Raw genomic sequence first — 15,579 nt, forward strand, 5'->3', positions numbered from 1 at the left:
ATATTAATGTATAAAATAGATTATACTATTATATATTAGATTAAAATAATGAATGTTATTAATATGATAGATGAATTTTGTTCATGAATAATAGGAGGCAAGTATGAATCTGATTAAATACCAGATTTTCTGTAAAGTAGTCGAAACGGGAAGTCTAACTAAAGCAGGAGAAATGATGAATCTTACACAATCAGCAATCAGTCATGCGATTACTAGCTTAGAAAATGAATTCGGACTGAGTCTTCTCATTAGGAATAGATCGGGTATCCGACTAACCAACAATGGGGAACGTTTAATACAGTATTTTAGAGAAATTCTACAACTGAATGAAAAAATTAATCAAGAGGTAGCTGCGATAAAGGGAGTTGAGATCGGAACAGTGAGGATAGGTACTTTTTCAAGCGTATCCATTCAATGGCTGCCACAGATTATGAAACAATTTCAGGAACTATTTCCTCATATTGAGATCAAACTACTCGATGGTAACTATAATGAAATTGAAGGCTGGATTACAAGTGGTATTGCTGATTTAGGATTTGTGAATCTACCTACGCTAGAAACATTTGATGTGGTGCCGCTTCATAAAGATCGAATGGTGTGTATTATGTGTTCGAATCACCCTCTTAGTAGTCAAGCGAGCATCCGTATAGAACAATTGATTGATGAGCCCTTTATCATGCCTGTAGCGGGTTGCGATACCGATGTGTTGCGGATTTTCACGCACAATAAACTCATACCGAAGGTCAAGTATGAATTAGAAGATGACCATGCTATCATCGCTATGGTGCAGAACGGGTTAGGACTGAGTATTCTTCCAGAAATGATATTGTCACAGCTCCCCGAGAACGTATGTTATCGCCCATTAAAAGGAGAGTATTATCGGTCAATCGGCATTGCCACTACATCAATAAAGAATACTTCACCAGCCGCAAGTAAACTGATTGAATTCATCACAAAATGGGTCGAAGAAACGAAATAAACTCGTAGTGGTAACTTATTCGGATAATGAGCGTTAGTAATACTATGAAACAATAAGATCATCTATATTTAGGAAGTGATGATATGAAATTAACAGCACGATTAAATTCGATTAGATTAATTCCAGAATCAACAATATCAATTGGACGAAAGTTGCTTTATATATTACTAGTATTTATTTTTGGTGTGAGTCTGGGATTTCTTGCAAAGTATGTTGAGGGTGCTCCGCATATTGGAGCCGTTGGTGATTTGTTGAATTTGATTGGAAATATTGGAACTGATCTAGGGATATGGGTCTTCATTGCTACGATTATCGCGGTATCGAGCAGATCTCCAAAAGCTGGTGCAGTACATGTATTTTGTTTCTTTGTTGGTATGTTAATAGCTTATTATGCCTATTCTACGTTTCTATTTGGCTTTTTTCCAAAACGCTATTTTTTAGCTTGGGGGACAATTGTTTTATTTTCACCGATAGGAGGATATATGGTTTGGTATGGACGTGGAAAAGGTTGGATTAGTGCATTTTGCGCTAGTTTACCGATTGGACTGCTGTTATCACTAGGGTACAGTTTGTATTATACCTTCATCAATATAGGTCAAGACTTAAACTGGACCCAAGGCTTAGACTTGATCATGGCAGTAATATTATTTATTTCGATATCAAAAACATGGATGCAGAGTTTGCGCATTCTACCGTTTGTGATTGCAGTATGTTGTATCATAAGACAATTTCATGTGTTAGCTTATATCTTTGGTTGATTATAAGCATTTGCAGTGCTTTGTGTCGGTCAGACGGAAAATCCCCCGTATGCGTACCATTGAAATAACGGATACGAAGGGGGAATTCCATTTCATAATTTGTTTTCACAATCGTGTATGTTCTGTAATATTACTTATAACGATTATGTAATTTCTCTTGATGTGATTTAAAAATATCTTCAAGGCTAACGTCGTACTTGTTGGCAATCACGATAACATTCCCTAGTACATCACCAAGTTCTTCGATTAGCTCCTGTTTATTTTCAGCGTATGTACTGACGGTTTCATCTGGACGATTCCGTCCAATTTCTAACGCTCGAATAGCACGTGCTACTTCCCCCGTTTCCTCCGCTAAAAAACCTATACGTATGAAGATATCGAGCTCTGACCAACCTCGTTCTTCATAATAATTCTTCACCCATTGTTGAAACGCATTGATGTCCATTTTCTGTGCCCCCTATGTTATTAAATCTGAAATTTCACTATAATCATAAAGTATAAATGAAAATTCGTTTGGAATGGGGTTAATTTTATGAAAAGAATTGCTGTTTTTTGTGGATCAAGTAATGGTGCTTCAGAAGCATACAAAGCAGGGGCTATTAAACTAGGTGAAGAATTAGCAAGACGTGGCATAACTTTAGTGTATGGTGGTGCCAGTGTTGGAATCATGGGAACGGTAGCGGATACTGTGCTACAATCGGGCGGACAAGTCATTGGTGTGATTCCAAAGCTACTTGAAGAACGGGAAATTTCACATAAAAACTTAACAGAATTAATCACAGTTCAGACAATGCACGAGAGAAAAAGCAAGATGATGGAGTTAGCAGATGGCTTTATTGCGCTTCCAGGTGGACCCGGTACATTAGAAGAATTTTTCGAAGTATTTACGTGGAGTCAAATCGGATTGCATCAAAAACCATGTGGTATTTTAAATGTTAACCATTACTATGATCTACTAATTTCATTCTTCGACCATATGAATGAACAACAGTTTTTGCAAGATCAGTATCATCAAATGCTTTTAGTAGATCAGGAGCCCACAGAATTATTGGAAAAATTTGCAACTTATGTCCCACCGACCGTAAAAACATATGCTAAGAATCGGTAAAAGTTGATTATGCCATCGATGCCACCGACTATTACCGGTAATGAGCGGTATCACCATATAAATCAACGTTCAGGACGTCATTATGAATAGTAACTTTGCACAGAGCAGTTGGATGAATGTCGGGCATGATCCCGATTTCATGCAGCTGTTTATTCATGAAATAGCTCATAATCGCTTTTAATGTGATACGGTGCGTTACAATAAGGACTTGATGGCCCTTATGTTTCGTCAAGATATCTTGAATTGCAGGAAGCACTCTTTCAATTAATTCGCTATAGCTCTCTCCCTGACCCGTGGGTTGGTATAAATGAGGTTCATTGAAGAATTGATCGAATGGAATAGGGAAGTCTTGTGTGATTTGTTCTATATGCTGGCCTTCCCATAGTCCCATGTTGATTTCTTTAAGTGAATCAAGCTTCACGATCTCAGTTGACCGATTACCAGATATCATACCTGCTGTCGTTATCGCTCTAGGACTAGAACTGCAGTATATAGCATCAAATGAAACACTAGACAATCGTTCTCCTAACCATTCGGCTTGTTGAACACCAGATTGTGTAAGACGGGAGTCCATATGCCCTTGCATTTTTTTCACCAAGTTCCATTCGGTTTGACCGTGACGTGTTAAATATAAAGTAGTGTCCATTCTGTATTCCTCCTAATCGTAATGTAAGTCTAGTATAATGTGAGGATATATAAATGAATAATATATAATATCTAACATACATAAACTAAATATATAGGTGGGATACAGATGAACCTTCATGTGCTTAGATTATTTTATTATGTTGCGGTAACGGGTAGTGTAACAAAAGCTTCAGAGAAACTACATATTAGCCAGCCGGCGATTTCGGCACAAATACATAAATTTGAAAAAGAGAACAATATTAAATTATTACAAATTCAGGGTAGAGGCCTGATTCTTACTCCTTTAGGGAATAAGTTGATTAAGCCGCTGGAGAAGTTATTTTCAATCGAAGAGCAGGTTCGGTATCTAATTTCCGACCATCATAACTTTCCTGAAGGGAAATTACGGATTGCCGGAAACTATCTTGCCACGAGTGTACTCATTCCTAAGTGGGCTTCGTTATTCAAGCAAAATTTCGGTGCAGTTGAAGTACATATTTCAACAGCCAACTCTCACAATGCGATTGAAAAATTAATTAATTTTGAGGCAGACGTAGCGATATATAGCGACATTGGGGTGTCCTTTGCTGATTCAGATCTATTTGAATGTAGAGAGCTATACAAGGACGAGTATTTGTTCGTAGTGGCACCAGGTCATAAGTATTCATTGCAAGAGGTTACACTTAAAGAAATTACATCTGAACAGTTTATTATGAGAGAAGAGGGAAGTGCGGCGAGAGAAAGGTTATTTCAACTATGCCGGGAGCAACAGATCACTAATCCCACAATTGAATTACAATTTAATGGTCTGAATGAGACGATTCAGGCTGTAATGGCTGGTTATGGCGTAAGCTTTGTTTCCTCCCTTGTAGCGGAACCTTTATTTAAGCAGGGTGTCCTCGCCAGAGTAGATGTGCCGGGGATTTCTTCAGCGAACACTATATTACTGGGCATGAAAAGACGGGAGCATCAGGAGACGTTTGTTAATGAATTTGTTTCTTTAGTTATCAACAACTTGGACACTAATCTATAAAGTACTATTGATCAGACCATATAATATGGTGGAGTACATCCTACTGGCTGGTTATGTCAATCGAGGGGAGTCAGCGAAGGTACAGAGGAAGCCATAGGCTAGATGTCATTCCTCTGTAGCTATAATTGGAAATGTCACGGTGAAGGTTGTGCCTTGCTGAGGTGTGCTCTCTATGGTAATCGATCCGCCATGATTATGTACAATATTATGCATGATCATAAAACCAAGTCCTGTTCCTGTTTCTTTGGTTGTATAAAAGGGTTTGCCAAGTGCGTTGATCTGCTCTTGCGTCATGCCACAGCCTTCATCTTGTACGCTGATGCGTACCTCATTGTCAAATGGACGGGCATGAATACGAATGACACCGCTGCTGTTCATTGCTTCGATCGCATTTTTAAGTAAATTAATAAACACCTGCTTCATCTGATTTGCCTCTCCATGGATCCAAATGGATTGTTCTAAATAGGGTGGGAGGATTTCAATATTCTTCAGAGCAGCTTCACCATTCATGAATGTGATGACTTGTTCCAGTAAAGGTAGAAGATCTATAGGTTTACTGGTATGAGACCCTTGTGGCTTGGATAAGACAAGCAGTTCGTTAACGATGAATTCGATACGTTTCAATTCTGACTCAATAATGGAGAAATAGTTATCATTTTTACGCTCGGAAGTGCGAAGTAACTTAATAAAGCCATTAATAGCCGTCAAGGGATTTCGGATTTCATGAGCGATACCAGCGGCTAATTGGCCTGCGGTGGATAATTTTTCGGATTGCATCAGCCGTTCTTCTTTCAGCATTTGTTCAGATATATCTTTAAATATCCCAACGATTGCGCTTTCACCTTTATAGGTAATAGGTAATGAAAATCCATCGACATATTTCTGCTGACCATTTAAGCACTGTATCTGGTAGCAGACAGAGCCTATCGCTGCACTACTATAATAATTCTTTCTTCGTTCTGTGAGGATTTCGTAATTGGAAGTATCAACAATAGTATTAGTAGATAGCCCCAGTACTTCATCCAGGCTCTCCGCTTGGATCAATTGTAAGCCCGCAGGATTAATATACTGAATAATTCCATGTTTCGTAATAAGTAGAGATAGAGGCAGTCCCTCCAGTAGTTGTTGAAAAGAGTCGTCTTTCTCAATTAGATAGGATTCGGAATACTGCAGTTTGCTTTCCATGAGTCTCATCGTGGTATTATTCTCGAATTGAGTAAAATAATAAAGGGGTGCATCCTTGCCATCCCGGATGACAGAAATGCTGATATCCAGATATAGCCGTTGTCCCGATGGATGGTAGTAATAGTGTTCGAATTGATGCTTATCGATGTCCATGGATTGCATCCACTTTCCAAGTTGTACAATTTCTAGGATTTGGATCTGTTTCAGAATGGTACGAGATGGTTGAGAAGTTGAATTTAACTCGTTCTGATCATACCCCAAGAGATTACACAATGCTGAATTCAATTGTAGAAGGGTTCCATCGAACGAAATAAGAGCCATACCAATCTTAGCTTGTGTAAAGGCAAAGTCATAACTTTGGACTTCATTTGGATACACAGGAAGTCTCCTCTCTTATTCATTTCAAAATAGGATTCATTCATATTATAATCGTTAAAAAGAAATCATCAAAGCTTGATTTGATTCATTTCATAAACAAAGGTACAATAAATTATTATTATACAATTGAAGGAGCTGTTCACCATGTCTCAAATGATTATTAATACATCAATATTAGTTCGTCAAATGGTTATTAGACAAGTAGAGGCAATACCAGAAGACTTATTTGATATTCAGCCAGAAGCATTCAACAATACGATCCGTTGGAACATTGGACATATCGTTAGTGCACTCAACGGGTTGCTTTCTCGTGGTGGAGTTTCATTAGATATCCATCTTCCAGAGAGTTATAACGTTTTGTTCCTCACTGGAAGTAAGCCTTCTGAATGGACTATCACTCCACCCTCCAAGGAAGAGCTTTTACAATATCTGAAAGAACAACTTCAAGCTTTATCTGAGATTTCTCCAACTATTTTAGATAATATAATGGAACCTCCAGTACAACTTGGTCCTATGAAGTTTGAAAAGTTCGGTGAATTATTTAGCTTTACAACGATTCATGAAACCATGCATACAAATACGATTTCCTGCTTATTGAAAGTAATAAAACATAAGCAAGGTTAAATGTAATGAGCCCTAGAAATAGGGCTTTTTTTGCGTTCAATTTCCATACTTATTTACAACGGTTTATTTAGTGAATCTCTTGCGTTATTAGTTTCTCTGGTGATTTCGTTGTATTGACTGGACAGAGTCCAGGGTTCGTTATACATAACTGTTCGGTAAATTGCGGTTGGAGCTTGGAGAGTTCTGTGAAATAGCTTCCGATCATGTGATTGTCAGCAAAGGAACCATTCTGGAAAGACAATGATGAATGGGTTTGGACATGAGTGTAATAGTATTTTTTTTCACGTTTAGGCAACTTGTAGATGAAGGGTGGAGCATGTGTAACGACATCAAAAGGATTGGCAACACGGTAACTGTTCTGAACATATTGTGTGAAAGCTCTCATGAAGTCCGGATCACCTACACGTGGAGACGCATATGTAAACAGGTTGGGTGAGTTGTAAGGGGTATTGGCTGCAATATCAATAGCGCATAGTGTCGCGAGTGCTGCACCTAGGCTGTGACCGGTAATGTATAATGTCTTGTCGGGAGACAATTTAGAGAGAGCGGAGATAATTTCCAGGCGAGTTGAAGAATAGATGTCTGTGAAGCCACGATGTGTAAGACAGTCTTCCTTAATATATTTGAATTTCCTTTGAGAGGCTATGATGTTAGATATCCAATTGGTCGTCGACATGGTGCCCCGAAAGGCAATAATAATATCTTTCGAAGATTCCAGGATGAACCCGAATCGTTCCCATACATTGCTAAAGGATTTCGCTTGAATCGTCTGGTTGAGCGTATAATTTAATGGAACGACGAACGAACCATCCGTATTTGTAAATTGTGCATAGGTCTGTCCGCAGATTGCAGCTAGAAAGATAGCCCATTGCTCTTGTTCCTTAATGTTACCCACGTGTCTCACACCCTTCTATACTTAACTATATTAGTGGGATGAAGAAGAGGTTCCAATATGAATTAGCTTTAGCATTAATTTCCATAAGCACTTAGATAAATTAAAGTCAGTAACAAACGAATACATAACGAGAAATATTTATTCAATGATAGAAAAAATGAACCAATTCTGAGCGTCAGTTGTTAATAATACATCAAATCAAGAAAGGAGTGCCGAGAATGTCTGAACGTGAATTGTTCGATATTTACAATAAGGATGTGTACCGCACTTGTTATCACATGCTTCAGAATGCACAAGATGCGGAAGATGTGTGTCACGATGTATTCATTACTGTGTTCCGCCAAGATTGGAGAAGTGTGGAGCATATACGGGCTTGGATACTTCGTATCGCGATGAATCATAGTCTGAATATATTAAGGAAGAATCGGACGAAACGAGAAAAGCAGGAGCAGATTCAAATACAACATGATCAAGCCACGATGGTGATAAAGTCTGTGAACACGATTGTCATGGAGAAAGCTTCAGCAGACGAATTACAGGAACAACTAAGCCTGCTTCCAGACAAGCTATTGGCTGTAGTTACACTTCGTTATGTTGGCGATCTGTCAATGGCAGAGATCGCAGAAACGTTGAATATTCCAACAGGAACGGTTAAATCAAGGCTTCACAAAGCATTGAAGGTCATGCGAAAAAACATGGAACGTAATGAATTATATTTGGTGAAGGGAGAGAAGAGATTTGGAATCAATTGAGAAGAAATTGAAAGAGCATATGGATGATTCGGGAAAGACATCGTATCCTGATTTTGATAGATTATGGGACAGCATTCAGCAAGGGGAGATGAGGTCAATGGGGAACGATTCGAGACGTGTCAGACCTATGAGAGGTAGAAAAGCGGCGGTAATTGTAGGGTTATCCGTTGCCCTACTTGCCACACCTGTCTATGCAGCGATCGCATACGATTGGACGGGTATCCTCTCAAATAAGACAGGAGTTCAATCTGCCATGGATAAAGGGCTTGGACAAACTATAGAACAATCCGTTACGAGAAACGGAGTAACACTAACCTTACATACTGCCTTTACCGATGAGAACAGGACGCTTCTTCTATACAGTCTTGACCCTGGGCAGTCGCGAGAAGGAAAGTCTATAAGTTATAAGAGTATCGGTCTAAGAGACAGTGAAGGAAAGACGATTGAGGGACATTACACGCAACAATGGAATCCTGACCTAGGTGTATTTCAAGGGTACTTCGAAAGTGATTGGGTTGTAACCGGAAGCACAGCGGACGTTGAATTTATGATTGAAGATATTAGATATATCGACGACGGAGTGCAACAGATCGCATTCGATCCTAACAATCCGAAAACACAGGAATTCCCTATTCAGAAAGATGGAATTGGATCTGTGACTGTGCAGTCTTTCGATCAGTCGGAGGGCAAGGTGCTTCTGAAATCGTCCATTACGTTCACAGATCATGAGCTACAAAAGTGGAGTTGGATTCGAATTCAAGCGTTGAACGGGAACAATGAGATAATTAAAGAAGTGAAATCTCCTGTATTCGGAACGCCAGGAGAAACTGGAGAGTATAACAGTCAGCAAATATACGAATTAATTCAGTTGAATGGTGAAGGCAACCACTATGTGCTTGCCTATGATCGAGAAGTAGCACATGTTAATGGGAAATGGGGTATTAATGTTACCTTGTCTAAGAAACAATTGGAGAGTGGTACGTTCAAAGAGAATCTGAATATTCCTCTGAAGCAGCTACCAGGTGGAACAGAGATTAGTGAAATGATCGTCACCCCAACCCAAATTCGCTTAATATTGACACATCAAGAAAAATTCACTCGTGTTCCGTATCAGAATTATCAACTTGATGTGGATGGTACATTGCTAGATGGAGGCGAATGGTACGTAGAAGGCAACACCAACAAGACAGAATTGCGATTTGAGATGGGTATGCTTGATGTGAACTCGATTGCAAATAAACCAATTGACTTGATCGCTAAGCACCGAGTCGATGAGAACTTGGGCAATAAAATTCCGATCCGGTTAATGAATATTTCTAATGATCGCCAGTCGATGACTACGGACTATGAAGGGTATCCGGTGACATGGACATACTATAAAAAAGACAATAACTTATACGTTGAATCAGTAAGTTCTGAATCTGAGTTTGGTGGGGTCAATCAAACCTACTATCTTGATGGTACAAAGAGAAATTTTGGGACACCGGCCATAGTCGCCTTTCACGGGGATGGGAATAATAAGCGCATGGACTTATTTAAGGATTTTGACAGGGATGAACTTGAGATTTACGTATGGATGTATTCGACCGAGAAGCCTGAAGATGAGCTGCGCGTTGAGCTAACCAAGGGGAAATAATAAGTTTAGTCTAGAGGATGTCCCAAAGCTGTTAAGGCTAAGGGATATCCTCTACATATAATAGGTACCGACTATGATTACGGTACCTATTTGTGTTGATCAGCGAATTCGGCTATCCCTATGATTGGAGAAATGCGTCTTGTCCGGTAGCTTCCGCATGCCCATGCTAAGATGGAACGACTCAAGAAGCATTGTCTCGTTGTGGGCATGACACTCAGTGACCCTGATGTATTTCCAACGGTTATGAAATATGCGGGGGACTTTGATTACCATACGACCAATTCCTTACTTGCACTACAGAAGTATGAAGAGAAGGGGATTCACAATACACTGTTTATGCCATTTGGCGCTGATTTACAGTATTTTGAACCCAAAGAACCCCATCCCAAGTTTGTTTGTGATGTTGCTGTCATTGGTCATATGCATCCTGATCGATTGTCTTTACTAATAAGCTGATCTCAGAGTGTGATGTTATGCTGCACGCAGCCACGGGGCGGTTGTTATTCACGGGATATTTCGATGAAATGAAGCGTTACTTTGAATATGATCGAGAGATTATTGGTTATGTAGATGAAGATGATTTAATAATTAAATTACGATATTACTTGAGTCATCCAGAAGAAGAGTAAAGCAGGTTAAGGATGATTCCCTAGACCTGCTTTTTTTCATGCTTCAGTTTCATTTTCTGAAAAACGCATTCAGTTCATTTTCAGTTCACATTGAGAAGATACTATTTAGTTATCACAGCAGATTAAATAGGAGTTGGGGGAATAGAGATGACATTATTAGAGATCAAGCATCTGAATAAATCATATATGCTAGCTGGAAAAGAAAAGGTGCCTGTTCTAAGAGATGTAAATGTGACATTTGAAAGTGGCGAATTTGTATCTATTCTTGGGGAATCAGGTTCGGGGAAATCGACCTTGATGAATATCATCGGTGGTATGGACTCTGATTACGAGGGAGACGTCATGATTCAAGGGAAGACCTTGAGAGAAATGAAAGAAATAGAGATTGATGCATATAGAAAAGATAAAATAGGATTCATCTTTCAGAGTTTCAACCTAATTCCTCATTTGTCGGTACTTGAGAATGTGATGATTGCGATGCAGATGACAGATCATAGTGAGAAAGAACGAACCCAACGTGCGAAGGAAATTTTGACGGAAATCGGTTTGAAAGATCATATGCATAAACGGCCAAATCAGCTATCTGGTGGTCAGAAACAGCGTGTGGCCATTGCGAGAGCTTTATCTAATGACCCTGAGATTATACTTGCAGACGAACCTACAGGTTCACTGGATCAAGAAACAAGTGAACAAATCCTTGAACTACTAGATTCCATTGCAAAAAAGGGCGTACTTATTATTACCGTGACACATTCTCAAAGGGTAGCAGACTTCGGTAGCCGAATTGTATCGGTGGAAGATGGTTGTATTAAAGAAGATCTATTTCTAAAAGAACGCTACACATCAGCAAAAGAAACAACACAGAAAAATGGGAAAAATTTAAGTTTTGCAGCTTCTTTCAAACTGGCAATAAATAATATGACCTTAAATACGAAGCGAAATATGCTGGTTGCAACGGGTGGGGCCATCGGGATTCTAAGTGTAATCTTGATGCTTTCATTAGGTAGCGGTGTGACGAGCTATATCAATGATCAAATAAATTCGAGTATGAATCCACTACTAGTCGATGTAGTTAAGACATCAGATAAAGGGGAAATGAAACATCAAGAAGGACCCCCTATGGACGAATTTGCGAATGAACCTTTTACAGAACAAGATATCAACACCATCAGTAACATTGCAAATGTGGATTCAATCGAAAAGGTCACAACGATCTCTGGGAAAAGTAATGTTGTGTTTAATGGTAAGAACAAAGAACTCTCAGATCTTGAAACGCTAACAGATTCCATAACAGCAGATCAGATTGAAGCGGGAACATTACCAAATGAGAATCAAGTGATGCTCACGGCATCTTTTGCCAAAAGTTTGAGTGGTGATGAAACGTATAAGTCGCTTGTAGGTAAACCCGTCAACTTGTATATTAATGAGATGGATGGACAGAATCAGCCAGTCACTGTTGAAACGCAGTGGGTTGTATCCGGTATATATGATCAAGAAGATAAGGGACCGATAAGAGGAGCGGGTGCCTACGTTTCATATTCGACGCTTGAGAATGCCTATAGTAAACTAAACTTAGTCGTACACCCTAAACAGATTAATGCATATGCGGAGAATCAAGATGATGTCGTGAGCATTAAAGAAGCGGTGGCAAAAGCGGGATTCCAAAGTTCGCCTATAGCAAGTATTATGGAACGAATTACGACGTATGTGAAGATGGCATCATGGGTGTTATCGGGTATAGCGGGTATTTCACTACTTGTATCGGGCATTATGATTTTAGTGGTACTTAATATTAGCGTTGTGGAACGGACAAGAGAAATTGGTATTTTACGAGCGATTGGTGCGAGAAAAAAAGATATCCGTCGTATTTTCTTCTCGGAGTCTGCATTGTTGGGCTTGTTGAGTGGTGTTATTGCAGTTGCAGTGGCTTGGGTAATAAGCTTGGTGCTGAACAACATTCTATCCAATACCTTTGGGGTTGAGCTTATTCAGCTGACGCCTGTATACATGTTATTTGGCATTGTTGTTAGTACATTGATCAGTGTGGTTGCAGGCGTGTTACCATCATCCAAAGCAGCCAAACTCGACCCAATGGAATCTCTTCGTTACGAATAATGATGAGGTGATAGGATGAATACGATTTTAGTCGTGGATGATGATCCACATATCCGTAAACTAATCAAGGTGTATCTTGAGAATAGTCAATTCACGGTTGTGGAGGCAGAGGATGCACAGAAAGCGCTCGATTATATGGAGCATTCCAAAGTGGATTTATTGATTGTTGATGTGATGATGCCGCGAATGAGCGGTATTGAATTAACAGAAGATATTCGGGGGTATCTGGATATCCCCATTCTAATCGTGAGTGCCAAAGGAGAGTCCATCGATAAAGTAAAGGGATTTCAAGCGGGAACCGATGATTATTTGGTAAAACCCTTTGATCCAGTGGAGCTTGTCCTACGCGTGAAAGCCCTTTTAAAGCGATATAATGTTTCGTTAACTCAGGTGATTCAATTGGGGAACGTCACCATTGATCTTGCTACATTTATGGTTTCTTCACTTGAAGAAAACGTAGAATTGAAAAAGAAAGAATGTGAGTTGTTGTTTATGCTTGCCAATTCACCTGGTCGTATATTTACCCGCACACAGTTGATTGAAAGTTTATGGGGAATGGACTATGAAGGTGATGAGAGGACGGTAGATGTTCATATTAAACGTCTACGTCAGCGAATTGAATCTTTCCATACATTAACCATTACAACGATCCGTGGTCTTGGCTATCGGTTGGAGGAACAATAAGATGTTCAAGAAAAGCTTGCGAATGCAAATTGTCGTTTCATTTATTGTAATTGTACTAATCAGTCTCATAATCTCTTTTGGAATTGGACGTTTGTTCTCTGAAAAGAAGGTAAGCATAGAAGAGAAATTCTTGAGTGTAACGAGTGATGTGGCTACAATTCTGAGGTTAATAGAACCCGGTACACGAGATACGGTATTGGATATACTCACTAACTATAATGTTCAGGGAGAGGTTATCCAAGAAGGTAGTCCATTACCTTTTTCATTAACTGATGATGAGGTTGCACCTTTATTGCGAACCAAAGCAACAAAGCCTATGTTTATAGATAATTCTGAAGGTCCTAATCCCGTTCGTCTGATCGGCGTACCTAATATCGATCATAGTGGAAGTTCGTTGATTCTGAAGATGGATTTCACTGTTCTTTTGGAAATCATACAACACACTTTGATCATAGGCCTGTTGACAGTACTTTTTGTTGGAAGTTTGCTTATTTTGCTAGCATCACACTACATTGTTGTTCCTGTAAAAAAACTGACAAAAGCAGCGAAGCAAATGGCAACAGGAAATTTAGCTATTCGACTTCAACATAACAAGAAGGATGAATTCGGGGAATTGATGGACAGCTTTAATCATATGGCAAGTGAACTTCAGAAAATAGATAAAATGCGAGATGATTTTGTTAGTAACGTTTCTCATGAAATTCAGAGTCCAATAACCTCGATTCGAGGCTTTACGCTGGCCATTAAAGATGGGATTATCCCTCCCGAACGTCACAATGAGCATCTCGAAATCATTTATCAAGAAACGTTAAGACTTTCAAAGCTCAGCGAACATTTGCTACGACTTGCATCCCTTGATTCAGAGCATCATCCGTATCATCCGGTAAAGTATAGGTTAGATGAACAGTTACGCAGAGTGATCCTTGTGGCCGAACCTTTGTGGACGAAGAAGAATCTACATGTTGAACTTGTTCTGATAGCTTGTTCTATTAAGGCAGATCATGATTTATTTGAACATGTATGGCAAAATTTAATTCATAATGCTATCAAATACTCACATGAAGATAATGTGATCGAAGTGATCATGGAAGTCAACGATTTAGCTGTTCATGTTCACATAACCAATACGGGGAAGGAGATTCCAGAAGGAGACCTTCCTTATATTTTTGATCGATTTTACATGGTGGACAAAGCGAGAAGTCAATCAGACGGAGGGAATGGGCTGGGGTTGTCCATTGTGAAGAAGATCGTTGAACTTCATTGCTGTACAATAGACGTGAAGAGTAGTGAAGGGGAAGGGACCTGTTTTACGATTTCCATCCCTCTATGATAGAAGAAGCGAAAAATCTCTGTTGATATTATCTACATTGCGTCTACAAAAAAAAAGAGGTTGTCCAAAGCCATAAATGGCTTGTGGGACAACCTCTTCATCTTAATTCTTAGTCTATTATTACATTCGCTGTAATCTCTTCATCGACATCTAGTGTTATCTGTTCACGATAAGCACGAATGTCATATTCGCTTTGTAAATAGCGAAGGATTGCTTCAATCATGTTCGATTCAACCAAGAACTGGCTGCGACCTTGCACCCATACTTCAGCCGAATAACCATCTTCTTCATCCCAACTGAGTTCAACCTGAACATCCGTTGGGCGTACAGCTTTGCGTTCTGCCATATGCAGGCAAATCGCATTTATAATTTCGTCCATTGTAAGTACCATATCAATTAGTACCTTCCGTCACGTGGATCAGGTTTACGACGGTTTTTGTAAGCTCTGTATCCTGCCATAACAAGAGAGATTAGAACGACAACAGCTAACGCGTTAATCATTAATCCCAAGATATTACCCAACATGCCCATTCCGCCGAACATGCCTCCGAATAACATACCTGCCAATCCACCGATCATAAGACCTTTCATCAAGCCGCCACCGCTGAAGAATCCACGTTTTGCCGGAGTTCCAGCAGCATTCGATTTGTTAGACGTATTTGATGATTTCGAAACATTATTATTCGTTGTAGATTTTTTAGGTGTGTTTGTGAAAGATTTCGTACCGGATTTAAATCCGCCACCACGTCTTGCATCAACACTAGTTGCCGGTGCAACTGTAGCGAATATTAGAGTAAACATCATAACAACCATGAGCCATTTTTTCATCTGAAGAAAATCCCCCTG

General features: G+C 39.5%; 18 protein-coding genes. 12 read left to right on the forward strand and 6 right to left on the reverse strand.

The genetic code is table 11. The annotated features are described in order from the left end of the window. Positions 1-103: 103 nt before the first annotated feature. Together BW961_RS08860 and BW961_RS08865 are read left to right on the forward strand one after the other, a co-directional pair. Positions 104-979, forward strand: coding sequence for a LysR family transcriptional regulator (locus BW961_RS08860; protein WP_068585801.1), 876 nt, complete (start codon positions 104-106; stop codon positions 977-979). A gap of 83 nt (positions 980-1,062) precedes the next feature. Then, on the forward strand, positions 1,063-1,737 hold the full coding sequence (locus BW961_RS08865; RefSeq protein WP_068585798.1) for a hypothetical protein: 675 nt from the start codon (positions 1,063-1,065) through the stop codon (positions 1,735-1,737). Between the two features lie 130 nt (positions 1,738-1,867). Here BW961_RS08865 and BW961_RS08870 read toward each other — a convergent pair whose 3' ends face one another. Then, positions 1,868-2,182 carry a MazG nucleotide pyrophosphohydrolase domain-containing protein gene (locus BW961_RS08870; RefSeq protein WP_068585795.1) on the reverse strand — a complete coding sequence of 105 codons (315 nt, stop codon included), beginning with the start codon at positions 2,180-2,182 and terminating at the stop codon, positions 1,868-1,870. 87 nt (positions 2,183-2,269) lie between these two features. Here BW961_RS08870 and BW961_RS08875 point away from each other — a divergent pair, with 87 nt between their 5' ends. Beyond that, complete coding sequence (locus tag BW961_RS08875; RefSeq protein WP_068585792.1) at positions 2,270-2,845, forward strand: LOG family protein; 576 nt, start codon at positions 2,270-2,272, stop codon at positions 2,843-2,845. Positions 2,846-2,876: 31 nt separating this feature from the next. Here the strand turns inward: BW961_RS08875 and BW961_RS08880 are convergent, their stop codons facing one another. Continuing rightward, on the reverse strand, positions 2,877-3,491 hold the full coding sequence (locus BW961_RS08880) for a histidine phosphatase family protein (RefSeq protein ID WP_068585787.1): 615 nt from the start codon (positions 3,489-3,491) through the stop codon (positions 2,877-2,879). Positions 3,492-3,599: 108 nt separating this feature from the next. Here BW961_RS08880 and BW961_RS08885 point away from each other — a divergent pair, with 108 nt between their 5' ends. After that, the gene (locus tag BW961_RS08885; RefSeq protein WP_068585785.1) at positions 3,600-4,505 is read left to right on the forward strand and encodes a LysR family transcriptional regulator; all 906 of its coding nucleotides are present in this window, start codon (positions 3,600-3,602) and stop codon (positions 4,503-4,505) included. Positions 4,506-4,610: 105 nt separating this feature from the next. On the opposite strand, the gene BW961_RS08890 is transcribed toward BW961_RS08885, so the two are convergent. Continuing rightward, entirely contained in the window at positions 4,611-6,068 is a 1,458-nt protein-coding gene (locus BW961_RS08890; RefSeq protein ID WP_076576752.1) for an ATP-binding protein, read from the reverse strand. A 144-nt stretch (positions 6,069-6,212) separates the two neighbouring features. On the opposite strand from BW961_RS08890, the gene BW961_RS08895 reads away from it, so the two are divergent. Then, positions 6,213-6,692 carry a DinB family protein gene (locus BW961_RS08895; RefSeq protein ID WP_068585782.1) on the forward strand — a complete coding sequence of 160 codons (480 nt, stop codon included), beginning with the start codon at positions 6,213-6,215 and terminating at the stop codon, positions 6,690-6,692. A gap of 67 nt (positions 6,693-6,759) precedes the next feature. Here the strand turns inward: BW961_RS08895 and BW961_RS08900 are convergent, their stop codons facing one another. Continuing rightward, the gene (locus BW961_RS08900) at positions 6,760-7,587 is read right to left on the reverse strand and encodes a lipase family protein (protein ID WP_068585779.1); all 828 of its coding nucleotides are present in this window, start codon (positions 7,585-7,587) and stop codon (positions 6,760-6,762) included. 218 nt (positions 7,588-7,805) lie between these two features. Here BW961_RS08900 and BW961_RS08905 point away from each other — a divergent pair, with 218 nt between their 5' ends. The 7 genes from BW961_RS08905 to BW961_RS08935 all read left to right on the forward strand — a co-directional run bounded on the left by BW961_RS08905 (position 7,806) and on the right by BW961_RS08935 (position 14,733). After that, a complete protein-coding gene (locus BW961_RS08905) occupies positions 7,806-8,339 on the forward strand; it encodes an RNA polymerase sigma factor (RefSeq protein WP_068585776.1) in 534 nt (177 codons plus the stop codon). Continuing rightward, the gene (locus tag BW961_RS08910) at positions 8,326-9,975 is read left to right on the forward strand and encodes a DUF4179 domain-containing protein (protein ID WP_068585773.1); all 1,650 of its coding nucleotides are present in this window, start codon (positions 8,326-8,328) and stop codon (positions 9,973-9,975) included. Before BW961_RS08905 ends, BW961_RS08910 begins: the two co-directional genes overlap by 14 nt. Before the next feature lie 171 nt (positions 9,976-10,146). Continuing rightward, a complete protein-coding gene (locus BW961_RS08915; protein WP_139331572.1) occupies positions 10,147-10,431 on the forward strand; it encodes a CgeB family protein in 285 nt (94 codons plus the stop codon). A gap of 17 nt (positions 10,432-10,448) precedes the next feature. After that, a complete protein-coding gene (locus BW961_RS08920; protein ID WP_082867483.1) occupies positions 10,449-10,604 on the forward strand; it encodes a glycosyltransferase in 156 nt (51 codons plus the stop codon). 147 nt (positions 10,605-10,751) lie between these two features. Next, complete coding sequence (locus BW961_RS08925; RefSeq protein ID WP_068585767.1) at positions 10,752-12,719, forward strand: ABC transporter ATP-binding protein/permease; 1,968 nt, start codon at positions 10,752-10,754, stop codon at positions 12,717-12,719. 15 nt (positions 12,720-12,734) lie between these two features. Then, on the forward strand, positions 12,735-13,403 hold the full coding sequence (locus BW961_RS08930) for a response regulator transcription factor (RefSeq protein ID WP_068585764.1): 669 nt from the start codon (positions 12,735-12,737) through the stop codon (positions 13,401-13,403). A gap of 1 nt (position 13,404) precedes the next feature. Next, positions 13,405-14,733 (forward strand): HAMP domain-containing sensor histidine kinase, encoded by a 1,329-nt coding sequence (locus BW961_RS08935; RefSeq protein ID WP_068585761.1) that lies wholly within the window; start codon positions 13,405-13,407, stop codon positions 14,731-14,733. Positions 14,734-14,842: 109 nt separating this feature from the next. Here the strand turns inward: BW961_RS08935 and BW961_RS08940 are convergent, their stop codons facing one another. Both BW961_RS08940 and BW961_RS08945 read right to left on the reverse strand, forming a co-directional pair. After that, positions 14,843-15,124, reverse strand: coding sequence for a YxcD family protein (locus BW961_RS08940; RefSeq protein ID WP_068585758.1), 282 nt, complete (start codon positions 15,122-15,124; stop codon positions 14,843-14,845). Between the two features lie 5 nt (positions 15,125-15,129). Next, on the reverse strand, positions 15,130-15,561 hold the full coding sequence (locus tag BW961_RS08945) for a hypothetical protein (protein WP_068585755.1): 432 nt from the start codon (positions 15,559-15,561) through the stop codon (positions 15,130-15,132). Between the last annotated feature and the right edge of the window lie 18 nt (positions 15,562-15,579).

This window comes from Paenibacillus macquariensis (assembly GCF_900156375.1).
Lineage (GTDB): Bacteria > Bacillota > Bacilli > Paenibacillales > Paenibacillaceae > Paenibacillus_AQ > Paenibacillus_AQ macquariensis.

Coding starts and splice junctions, on each gene's coding strand:
- BW961_RS08860 (WP_068585801.1), top strand. CDS start 104: ATGAATCTGATTAAATACCAGATTTTCTGTAAAGTAGTCGAAACGGGA.
- BW961_RS08865 (WP_068585798.1), top strand. CDS start 1,063: ATGAAATTAACAGCACGATTAAATTCGATTAGATTAATTCCAGAATCA.
- BW961_RS08870 (WP_068585795.1), bottom strand. CDS start 2,182: ATGGACATCAATGCGTTTCAACAATGGGTGAAGAATTATTATGAAGAA.
- BW961_RS08875 (WP_068585792.1), top strand. CDS start 2,270: ATGAAAAGAATTGCTGTTTTTTGTGGATCAAGTAATGGTGCTTCAGAA.
- BW961_RS08880 (WP_068585787.1), bottom strand. CDS start 3,491: ATGGACACTACTTTATATTTAACACGTCACGGTCAAACCGAATGGAAC.
- BW961_RS08885 (WP_068585785.1), top strand. CDS start 3,600: ATGAACCTTCATGTGCTTAGATTATTTTATTATGTTGCGGTAACGGGT.
- BW961_RS08895 (WP_068585782.1), top strand. CDS start 6,213: ATGTCTCAAATGATTATTAATACATCAATATTAGTTCGTCAAATGGTT.
- BW961_RS08905 (WP_068585776.1), top strand. CDS start 7,806: ATGTCTGAACGTGAATTGTTCGATATTTACAATAAGGATGTGTACCGC.
- BW961_RS08915 (WP_139331572.1), top strand. CDS start 10,147: ATGGAACGACTCAAGAAGCATTGTCTCGTTGTGGGCATGACACTCAGT.
- BW961_RS08920 (WP_082867483.1), top strand. CDS start 10,449: ATGCTGCACGCAGCCACGGGGCGGTTGTTATTCACGGGATATTTCGAT.
- BW961_RS08925 (WP_068585767.1), top strand. CDS start 10,752: ATGACATTATTAGAGATCAAGCATCTGAATAAATCATATATGCTAGCT.
- BW961_RS08930 (WP_068585764.1), top strand. CDS start 12,735: ATGAATACGATTTTAGTCGTGGATGATGATCCACATATCCGTAAACTA.
- BW961_RS08935 (WP_068585761.1), top strand. CDS start 13,405: ATGTTCAAGAAAAGCTTGCGAATGCAAATTGTCGTTTCATTTATTGTA.
- BW961_RS08940 (WP_068585758.1), bottom strand. CDS start 15,124: ATGGTACTTACAATGGACGAAATTATAAATGCGATTTGCCTGCATATG.
- BW961_RS08945 (WP_068585755.1), bottom strand. CDS start 15,561: ATGAAAAAATGGCTCATGGTTGTTATGATGTTTACTCTAATATTCGCT.